This window comes from Gordonia sp. UBA7599 (assembly GCA_002477755.1).
GTDB lineage: Bacteria > Actinomycetota > Actinomycetes > Mycobacteriales > Mycobacteriaceae > Gordonia.
Genome location: DLKD01000133.1, coordinates 18,609 through 28,542 on the forward strand (window position 1 = coordinate 18,609; position 9,934 = coordinate 28,542).

General features: G+C 65.8%; 10 protein-coding genes and 2 tRNA genes. 3 read left to right on the forward strand and 9 right to left on the reverse strand.

Features of this window, described 5'->3' with window-relative positions; genetic code table 11:
• Positions 1-42: 42 nt before the first annotated feature.
• Positions 43-747, forward strand: coding sequence for a TetR/AcrR family transcriptional regulator (locus B4L26_RS14905; RefSeq protein ID WP_290719991.1), 705 nt, complete (start codon positions 43-45; stop codon positions 745-747).
• Between the two features lie 24 nt (positions 748-771).
• Positions 772-1,941, forward strand: a complete 1,170-nt coding sequence (locus tag B4L26_RS14910; protein WP_290719994.1) for an aminotransferase class I/II-fold pyridoxal phosphate-dependent enzyme — start codon at positions 772-774, stop codon at positions 1,939-1,941.
• On the opposite strand, the gene B4L26_RS14915 is transcribed toward B4L26_RS14910, so the two are convergent.
• Positions 1,942-3,339 carry a toll/interleukin-1 receptor domain-containing protein gene (locus tag B4L26_RS14915; protein ID WP_290719996.1) on the reverse strand — a complete coding sequence of 466 codons (1,398 nt, stop codon included), beginning with the start codon at positions 3,337-3,339 and terminating at the stop codon, positions 1,942-1,944.
• 79 nt (positions 3,340-3,418) lie between these two features.
• Positions 3,419-3,862, reverse strand: coding sequence for a hypothetical protein (locus tag B4L26_RS14920; protein ID WP_290719998.1), 444 nt, complete (start codon positions 3,860-3,862; stop codon positions 3,419-3,421).
• Positions 3,863-4,049: 187 nt separating this feature from the next.
• Here B4L26_RS14920 and B4L26_RS14925 point away from each other — a divergent pair, with 187 nt between their 5' ends.
• Complete coding sequence (locus tag B4L26_RS14925; protein ID WP_290719999.1) at positions 4,050-5,150, forward strand: alpha/beta hydrolase fold domain-containing protein; 1,101 nt, start codon at positions 4,050-4,052, stop codon at positions 5,148-5,150.
• 171 nt (positions 5,151-5,321) lie between these two features.
• On the opposite strand, the gene B4L26_RS14930 is transcribed toward B4L26_RS14925, so the two are convergent.
• From B4L26_RS14930 to B4L26_RS14960, 7 genes are all read right to left on the reverse strand, one after another.
• Positions 5,322-5,398 (reverse strand) — tRNA-Ile (locus B4L26_RS14930).
• Positions 5,399-5,534: 136 nt separating this feature from the next.
• The gene (locus tag B4L26_RS14935) at positions 5,535-6,188 is read right to left on the reverse strand and encodes an SHOCT domain-containing protein (RefSeq protein WP_290720002.1); all 654 of its coding nucleotides are present in this window, start codon (positions 6,186-6,188) and stop codon (positions 5,535-5,537) included.
• Positions 6,189-6,247: 59 nt separating this feature from the next.
• Complete coding sequence (locus tag B4L26_RS14940) at positions 6,248-6,490, reverse strand: excalibur calcium-binding domain-containing protein (RefSeq protein ID WP_290720004.1); 243 nt, start codon at positions 6,488-6,490, stop codon at positions 6,248-6,250.
• 62 nt (positions 6,491-6,552) lie between these two features.
• A complete protein-coding gene (locus tag B4L26_RS14945; RefSeq protein ID WP_290720006.1) occupies positions 6,553-7,950 on the reverse strand; it encodes a threonine/serine ThrE exporter family protein in 1,398 nt (465 codons plus the stop codon).
• 93 nt (positions 7,951-8,043) lie between these two features.
• Entirely contained in the window at positions 8,044-8,925 is an 882-nt protein-coding gene (locus tag B4L26_RS14950; protein WP_290720007.1) for a sulfurtransferase, read from the reverse strand.
• Between the two features lie 142 nt (positions 8,926-9,067).
• A tRNA-Asn gene (locus B4L26_RS14955) sits at positions 9,068-9,140 on the reverse strand.
• Between the two features lie 67 nt (positions 9,141-9,207).
• On the reverse strand, positions 9,208-9,894 hold the full coding sequence (locus B4L26_RS14960) for a GntR family transcriptional regulator (RefSeq protein WP_290720010.1): 687 nt from the start codon (positions 9,892-9,894) through the stop codon (positions 9,208-9,210).
• Positions 9,895-9,934 lie beyond the last annotated feature (40 nt).

Here is a 9,934-nt window from a genome sequence, read left to right on the forward strand (position 1 = left end):
GTGGCAGGAGGGGCACCTGCCCGTCGAGTAGCTTGGACAGCTATGACCGGCACCGAGCGACCCAAGCGGGGACGGCCGGCGAAGGCTGACGGTCGCGAGCCGTTGACCAAGGACTTGATCGCGACGGTCGGGTTGCGGATCGCCGGCGACGAGGGGTTTCCGCAACTGACGATGCGGCGGTTGGCCGACGAGATCGGCGTGACCGTTCGCGCGCTGTACAACGTGGTCGCCGACCGGCAGGAGGTGGTCGACCTCGTCGTGGCCCGGATGGTCGAGCGACTCCCGGTCCACGAGTACGACCCCGACGACTGGCAGGGGAGCGTGCGCCGCATGTACCGCGACGCGCGTGTCGCGTACCGGTCGTTCCCGCGGGCCACGTTGGTCTCGCTGGACGAGACCTTCACTCCCGCCGAGGTTCCGGTTAAGCGAATGCTCGAGCCGGAGCGCCAACTCGCCTTCTTCGTCGGCCTCGGGCTGTCGTTGGAGGATGCGCTGACGGTGCGCGGTAGCTTCTTGGTCGACGTGTTCGGGTTCGCGTTGTTGATCGACTATCGGTTTGACCGCACCGACCCGTCGGCGCGGGCGATGCTGGGGCAGCCGGTGCCCCTTCCGTGGCTTGATGCCCATCCGGAGGTACAGGCCCCGTTGGCGCGTGAGGCGGCTCGACGACAGACCGATCCAGACGCTCTGTTCGAGGCGATGATCGAGCGGGCCGTCGAGACGATCGAGCGCTTGCGGCGCCGGTGACCGTCGCATCGCTACGATGACCGGGTGAGATTCTCCCGACGGGCGCAGGAGATCGCTCCGTTCCACGCGATGGAGTACGGCCGACGGGCAGCCGAGATGGAGTCGGACGGCACCCATGTCGTGAAGCTGAACATCGGGGAGCCCGACTTTGGTGCGCCGCCAGCGTTCTTGGCGAAGATTCGGAAGATCAGCGACGGCCGCCCGCTCCCATACACCGGTGCCCTCGGCACGCCCGAATTGCGCGAGGCGATCGCCAAATTCAGCCGAGACCACTTCGGATCACCGATCGAGGCTGAGCGGGTTGTCGTCACCACCGGTGCGTCAGCGGCATTGGTGCTGGCCTGCGCCGCGCTGATCGATCCGGGCGACGAGGTGCTCGTTGCCGATCCGTCGTATCCCTGCAACCGATCGTTCGCGTCGGCGTTCGGAGCCGATGTCCGGCTGTTGCCGACCGGCCCGGAGCGGCGGTTCCAACTCGATGCGCAGCTCGTCGCCGACGCGTGGACCGAGCGGACTCGCGGTGTCATGATCGCCTCGCCGTCCAACCCGACTGGCACCTCGATGTCCCACGATGAGCTCGTGGCCACCGTGCGCGACGTCGAGGCGCGCGGTGGCTGGCGAATCGTCGACGAGATCTATCTGGGGCTCGCCGACGACGTCGACGGGCGTCCCCCGCGCAGCATCATCGCCGACGATCCCAGTGCGATCGTGGTGAACAGTTTCTCCAAGTTCTTCGGCATGACCGGGTGGCGGCTCGGCTGGGCGGTGGTGCCGGAGGAAATGGTGGGCGTCGCCGAGAAACTGGCGCAGAACTTCTACATCTGCCCACCCACCGCAGCGCAGATCGCCGCCCTTGAATGCTTCACGCCGGATACCGTCGCGGTGGCGCAGGAGCGTCGGGCCATTCTGCGACGCCGACGAGAAGTGGTGCTCGACGGCCTCTCGCGCATCGGGCTACCGGTTCCGGTGATTCCCGACGGGGCGTTCTACGTCTACGTCGATGTCTCGGGCACCGGACTGACCGCGTCGCAGTTCTGCGACGCGGCGTTGACGCAGGCGCACGTCGCCCTCACGCCGGGCAAGGATTTCGGCGTCGAGGGCGCCGAGGACTACGTGCGGTTGTCGTACGCCACTGACGAGGATGAACTCACCGTCGGCATCGAACGGCTGGGTGAGCTATTGGGCTCGCTCTAGTCAGCGAGCGCTCTCGACGCAGACGCCTTCTTCCCCCATGGTCATTTGCATGGTTAGCGGGCCGGATCGGACAGACCAGCGCGCACCGCCGTGCGGTAAGTCCTCCTCGGCCACGTCAATCTGGTTGGGGTCGCCGCGCTCCATCCCGCTGACTGGGCCTAAGGGGTGGGTGCAGACCAGCCGATAGGCCGATTCGGTGTCGGCGAGATTGATCGGTTTACCCTGCGCACGCAAGATCAACCGGCGCGCGATATGGGCGACGTAGGCGTCGGAGTAGAGGTGCTGACCGGAGTCCACGCGCAATCGCGGACATGGATAGTCTGACTTCGCTTCCTCTGTCGAGATCTGCGCATATGCGGATTCGCGCTTCCCCCAAGTAACGCCGGATTGTCCTGGCACGGGCCGCTGCGAGAAGATATCCGCGACGGCCTGAAGATCGCCGAAGTACCGCACCCGGATGTAGTCAGGTGCGACGGTCCAGCACTTCGCGACGACGGCGTCGACGTCGCCGTTAGCGACATCGGCTGCCCACTTCTGTACGCCACCCGCGGCGAGCTCCGTACCAAGGCCGGTCGTGTTCACTGCAAGTCGCGTCGCACCAGCCCCCGCGGTGTTTCTCTTGTCGTCCTTGCCGAACAGGAAGAGGCCGACTCCGACGGCTGCGATCAGCAGCACGATGACCGTCGCGAGTCTCCACATTGGGACGCGCGACGGTTTCGGGACGGGAGGTGCTGGGGGGTCGGGAGGTGTTCCTTGGAGCCTTGCGATGGACCTGTAGACATCGGCATAGAGGTCGGTACGCTGGCCGAATCGTTCCAGGATGTCGTGGCCGGCCTGCCGTTCAGCGGGGTCGCTGGCGTGCAATGCCGGTTCGAGCCGGAGTAGGACTTCGCGTTGCCGGTCTTGGTCGAGCGGAGTGGCCTGGGTGGCGATGTCGACGATGTCGGTCAGGTACGACAGGGGTGCCGCGGGTGGGACGGGCAGGGGACTGGGCAGCGGCGGTGCCGCGGGCAGGCTTCCCAGGCCGCGCTGGACCAGAAGTGCCGATTTGTCCCTCTGTGTGGGGTTGGAGTAGTCGATGATCTGGAGTTTTGCGAGTCGATGGGGCAACGCCAATCGGTCGGTGTGTTCGACCGCGACAGGCAGGATCGGTTTGCCCAGTGCTTGTGCCCATTCGAACTCCCGCTGGCAGGCGGTTGAGTTCAGTACCGCGCGTGACACGATCGTGATGATGGCATCCGTCTCGGCGATCCGCCGAAGGATCTCCTCCCACCAGTCTTGGCCGCCGCGCAGCGAGACGTCGACCCAGGTCTCGTAGCCCATCATCTCCAGGTGAGCAACCAGTTGGTCGACGTCAGACCTGTTCTCCCGGGCGTAGGAGACAAACAGTGTCCGCACGAGTTTTACCTCCGAACCGGTATTTTCCGATCAGTATGCGCGGCATCGATATTTCGCATGGGCGGAGTCCGTGGAACCGCTAGAACCCAGAGCAGGACGATCCGGTGCTGAATCCGGGGCGGACCTCTATCGGCTTGGTCTTCGTGCTCACACCGTTCTGCGTAGCGACGACGCGGTACCACCCGGGCTGCTTGGGGATCCAGTCGCCCTCCACGACGCGACGGGGATCGCCTTCGCCACGCCGCTCGTTGCGGGTCTTGAGGTTCTGCACTACGCGGCCCTGCTGGTCGACGACCTTCAGCTTCATCGGTGCCTGATGATCGGTCGCCACGACCGACACGAGGTACTTGCAACCCGTGCCGCGGACGCCCGGTTGCGTCTGCAGGGAGACGTTCGGCGGCAGCCACGGGGCAGCCTGGGCGGGCTGGCCGGCGGTGATGCCGACGAGCGCAGTGCTCAGGCAGGCGAAGCCCGTTCCGACGGGAAGCAGGACGCGGCGTCGTTGACGACGTGTAGATGTCATGTCCACGAGCATGTCAGACGGTGGGCGGGGACGGATCACTTCGGTCCCGCTTGAGCCTGCTTACAGCTCCCAAACCTGATCGGAGTCGTCGAGGCGCCGAGTGGCCCGTCCGGTGGTCCCGTGCAGCGAATCGGACAGTTAGGCGGATAGAATCTGCACTAATTCGATTCGAAAGCAGGCACATCCCATGGTCATGGCCGACCGCCCTGGAGTGAAGACAGCCTCCGCCCCCATCACTGCGATTGCGCTGGCAGGTTTGGCCAGCACAATGGTCACCGGCTTGGCGCGCGTGCCGTTCTCGAAGCCGCTGTCGGGCCCGTTCGGTGTGCTCGACAACGTCGGGCAGGCGACGACGCGTCAGGCCGTGCGGTCCTTCCTCGGCTACGCGATGAGCCTGCAGATCGACGAGTTCCGGTCCATGGAGAAGGTCATCGACACCATCTGTGGCGTCGTCCTCCCGCCTGTCGTCGGCGGTATCGGACAAGTCGTGTTGGACACCGAGACGATCGGTGGCGTCGAGGGGGTTTGGTGCCGCGCCAAGCGAGACGGCGTGGTGGAGTCCGACGACGATCCCGACGCCCAGCCGGTGCGGGCCACGATTCTGTACCTCCACGGCGGTGGATATATCGCGACGACGCCGATGATGTACGTGGCGTTCGCGGCCGCGTTGGTCCGCATCACCGGGTGCGAGATCTTCATCCCCGACTACCGCATGGCCCCGGAGTTCCCGTACCCGGCAGGCCTGTTGGATGCCGCCGACGTCTACAAGAGCATGCTCGAGCAGGGGATCCCCGCCGAGCACATCATTATTGGGGGTGACTCAGGCGGTGGCGGGTTGACGACCTCGCTCATGGGTCATCTCCGCGACGAAGGGCTTCCGCGTCCGGCGGCAATCGCGCTGTTCTCGCCCGAGGTCAACCTTCAGCTCGACCGCCCGTCGGTGACCGAGAACGCCGATAGCGATGTTCTGCCGTGGAGCATCCCCGTTACGCCATACCTGCAGGGCATGTCGCCCGGTGACGAACGTGTCTCCGCGGTCAACGCTGTCCCCGACGAGACGTGGTGGCCGCCGACGTTCGTGTGTTGGGGTGAGAAGGAGATGTTCCGCGATGGAATCCGCACCTTCGCCGAGCACCTCGAAGCCTCGGACGTGAAGGTGAAGGCGATGGAGGAGCCGGGGATGTTCCACGTCTTCCCGATTCTCATGCCCTGGGCCGAAGGGGCCAAGCGCGTGTTCCAGACGCTGCGCGAGCTCGCCGAGCAGTACGCGGTCCCTGCCGCAGATTGATGTAGGCAAAACTCACTGCGAATGCTTGACGGTGACGAGGCTCTCCGCTAAATCTAATTGAGAATCAAATTCTTGCCGGTGTCGACGGGCGGTTGGTCGGCACACCTGGGAGCGCAGCCGATGGCTGATTACCTTCAGCCGGCCCTGGCCGGCTGAAGTGAGAGCTCTGGGTGGTGGGGCGACCGGGGCTCGAACCCGGGACCTACGGATTATGAGTCCGCGGCTCTAACCGACTGAGCTATCGCCCCTTCGGGAGTGAAGGTTACCGTCCGCCGTCGCAGGGGTCCGAGGAGGCATCAGGGCCACGCATCCGCTACAACTCCTTACGACGGCTACCGTCGCAACGGTAGCCGTTGTGAATTGCTGTAGCGGTTGTGGCCGGATCTAGTCGTCGAGGCCGGCTTGCTCCAGAATCTGGGCGCGCAATTGCTGGAATTGCGCCTCGTCGACGATCCCGGCGTCGCGCAGCTTGCCGAGTTTCTCCAAGCGCTCTACCGGATCGCGGTTGGACTGTGTTGCATACACCGAGGCGTTGGGCGCCACCATCTCGGGCGGCATCCCGGCGGGCGCACCTGACACGTCTCCCGAGCCTGAGACATGGACTTGGGCGCCAGGAAACATGCGCATGATCTGTGATAGGACGTCATTTCCCCCGGGCGGCGCAGCCGAGGGGGATGTGCCGGGTGGGGGAGTAACACCCTGGTTGAGATGTTCGACGATCCTGGCGGCCTGCGCACGACCGGCCTCCGCGCCGGTGGGGACCTCATCCCACAGCACTACGACGTTGCGGGTATCGCGCGGGTCGACGGCCACCGGCAGCAACGATCCGGGGAAGGGCCACTTGGAGACCGGGCAGGTCAGCTTGCTGTAATCCGCCTGATACGCCGCCATCCCGGGGATTTCGACGACGAGGTTGGCCGACACGTTGCCCCACGTCGCATGTGGTGGCGGTGCGCTGGAGGAGATGACGCGGGCACTTCCCCGGACCCATCCAGGTCCGGATTGTTCCTTGCCGAAAAGCTTGTCGAAGAAGCCCACCCGTCCGATGGTATTGCCTTGCCGACGATTCCGGCAGACGGGAACTCAGCGAAACGCAGCTACGACGTCGCTTCGCAGGCGATCCCGTCGCCATCACGGTCGAGCTTGCTCGAGTAGCCGTCTTCGCCCTCGCGGATCGGTGCTGCGCCGTCCTTGCGGGCTTCGGTGCAGTTCTTGTAGTACTTCACCGCGACCGATCCCGGCACGGGGGCGGCGTGCGTTGGTGCGGCGAGTGCGATCGGCGCGAACCCGGCGGCGACGATGATTGCCGCGCCGAATGCTTTGGCGACGATGGTGGTCATGACTGGCTCCGTTCTCCTCGGGTCAGCTGGCACCACGAGGCCGGTCCACGGTAACTCAGGTCTCAAGTGCCGCGACCGGCGGGTTTGACGTGCACGTAGAACTTCGGGAGCGAGCGGGCGATGAACTCGCCCAGCGTGACGCCGGCACCAAGCGCACATCCGACGGCAACGGCGGTGGCCAATTCCTGTGCGCCCGCAGAAGCGTCCCCCGCCATCACTCCGTACATGCCGCGATAGATGGCCAGACCCGGAAGCAGGGGGGTGATACCGGCGACGGCGATGACCAACGGCGGGGTCAATGCCCGTCGGGCAGCGATGCCGCCGGCCAGGCCGACGAGCGTCGCTGCGACTGCGTAACTGAAGACCGGGCCCAGATCGGTCAGGAACAGGGCGGCGGTGACGCCGGACCCCAGCGCTCCGGCAATGAATGCCGGCAGCAACGCGCGCCGCTCCGCATAGCTGGCGAACGCGAATGCGAGCGAGCCGATGCCACCGCCGATGACGCGGGAGGGCACGTCGGCCGGAGCGAACGGCGGAACGGTCGTCAGAGGAGGCAGGTGCGCGTTGAACAGTTCGACGAACCGGATCGACAGTGCGACGCCGACCATGATTCCGGCCGTCAGCACGACCACCTCGGTAACTCGCGCGGTCGCAGTGATCGGTGCCCCGGTGATGGCGTCCTGGACCGCGCCGACAAACGCCAGGCCCGACAGCAGCACGACGATTCCGGCCGCGATGATCTGTGGCGGGTAGAAGCCGAGGTGGGTGTCTTCGAGGAGGGTGTACAACAGCGCCGCCGGTAGCACGGCGATGAAGCCACCCGTCAGTTGTTGGAAGAACGGTGGGGTGCCGATTCGTGCGAGCCGTCGGTTGACCGCGACGGCGGCGACGGTCGTCGCGAACGCGGTCAGCCATACGATCCACGTGCCGCCGAAGAGGATGCCGATGCCGAATGCCATCACGCCCCAGCCGATGGTTGCCATCCAATGTGGGTACGGATGCGGCGACTCACCGATCTCATCGACGATGGCGTGTGCGGTGACTGCGGAGATGGAGGTCCGCCGGATCTGGCGCACCAGACGGTCGATCTGTGCGAGTCGGGTGAAGTCGAGCGATCGGTAGTAGACCGATCGCGACACGGTGATCGGTGGCAACGTGCGGCCGCGGCGGGCACAGATCAGCACGGTGTTGTAGGTGACGTCGACGTCGACGTCCTCGAGCCCGTAGACGCCGGCTACCAGCTCGACCTGATTGCGGGTGTCGATAGCGCCGGTCCCCGCGTCGAGTAGCGCCGCCCCGATCTTCGCGGCCAAGTCGAGAATCTCGGTGATGGCGTTTTCGTCGCGCAGGTCGATCGGCTTGCGAGGCGCGAGGACGATGCGCCCGGGTTCGATGGTGTCAATGGTCGCGGGCACGAATGACAGCAGACGACGCATGCCGAGGCGGACGAAGTCGAGCATGTGGCGACTGTATACGGCTATGGCTGGGAAGCCCCTGAGGCAATCGATCTATCCGTCGTCGCGACGGCTGGGCCACGGCCGCGTGCTTCTTGCTCAGCGCGGCGACGCGCCGGTCACGAGCGGCCGGTCGGGGTCGGCGGTCCAGGCGGTCAGTGAGCCGTCGTACACGCCGACGTCCTGGACGCCTGCCTGGGCGAGTGCCCACGCGACACCGGTTGCCGCGATCCCGCCGCCGCAATAGGTGACGATCGCGCGCTCCGGGTTCAGAAGCCCAGCCGCTTCGAAAGCGGGACGGAGTTCGCTGATCGGGAGCAGCCGTCCAGTCGCCGGATCGACGAGCTGGGCGACGGGGAAGTTCACGCTTGCCGGAATGTGCCCGGGTCGCGGGTAGGTCGTCGTCTCCCCGCGGTAGTCCTCTTCGCCGAGCACGTTCCCCAGCAGCGTTCCCTCGTCGTCCACCGCTTGCGCGACCTCGTCCGTTGAACGGATCAGGTGCGGACGACGATCACCCGTGAACTCCCGCGCGGTGGGCGTCGACGGATCAGTGGTCACCGCACCGCCGGCGGCTTTCCAGGCGGGCAGGCCACCATCCAAGACGGCGACGTCGTCGAAGCCTTCGAAGCGGAGCTGCCACCACAGACGCGTCGCCCAGAACGGGGCATGCTGGCTGTACACCACCACTTTGGCGCCGTCGCCGATGCCCAGCGCGCCAGCTGCTGCAGCGAATCGGTCATGATCGGCGGCCGTCCACGGCTCGTCGTTTCCGGGATCGGCGAAGTCGGTGAGGAGATCGGCGAAGTGGGCACCGGGGATGTGTTCGGCGGCGTAGGTCCCTGCGCCGGACTCGATCGTGTACGGCCCGTCCTCGGGTACCTCGAGGTGCGATGTCGAGTCGATGACGACGAGGTCCGGGTCGCTCAGGTGCTCAGCGAGCCAGGAGACGTCGACGAGGTCGGGAAATGGTTCGGCAGTCATGGGAGTCCTTCCAATCGACGGTACGTCCGAACGTACGCACTACCGTGACGGAGCGTCGAGCCCGGATTCACGACGAGTCGAACTGTTGTCATGCTGTTCGAAACGCGCAAAAAACCGCCCGGTGAACGGGCGGTTTTCGTTGCTCCCCCAATTGGACTCGAACCAATAACCTGCCGATTAACAGTCGGCTGCTCTGCCAATTGAGCTATGGGGGAATGGCATTGGCCCGGTGGGCCGGATGTTGACTCTAGCGCATGCCCTGAACTGGGACAAAACCACAGTTCACGGGCCCGGCTCATCGTCGAAGACGCCCGCGTCGGCCAGGCGGGCGACCAGTCGTGCCGCGCCGTCGTCGAACTGCCGCTGCACTTGCTCGGCAATCGCCACCCGATCGCCGGAGCGATAGGCCTCGATCAGCTTGGTGTGGCTGTCGACGGCGACGGCGCCCCACTCCGGGTCGGCCGCATAGATGCGGTGGGGAGTGTAGTGCGTGGCGTTGAACAAGAACCACGCGAGTTTGCCGCTGTTGGAGATGCGGTTGTGGGTGCGATGGAACTCGAACTCGGCCTCGACGATCGCATCGACGTTGCCATTCTCGACGGCGCGCCGCAGCGCGTCGGTGCACGCGGTGAGTGCGTCGAGGTCCTCGGCGGTGATCACGTCGGCGGTGCGCCGGGCGATCTTGACCGCTATCTGGCCCTGAAGCCAGAAGATGTCCTCGACGTCGGTGCGCGTGAGCTCGGCGACGACGTAGCCGCGGTGCGGGGCGAGGTTCACCATTCCCTCGCCCCGTAGCGTCAGCAAGGCCTCCCGCACCGGCGTGACGCTCACTCCCAGCTCGGCGGCCGTTTCGTCCAGCCGGATGAAGTCACCGGGCCGCAGGTCGCCGGTCATGATCCGGTGGCGGACTGCACCAGCGACTTCCTCGGAGAGCTGGGGGCGGCGGCTCAGCCGACCGGGACTGGTCATCAGAGCCCGTAGGTCTTCCCGATGATGTCGCGCTGGATCT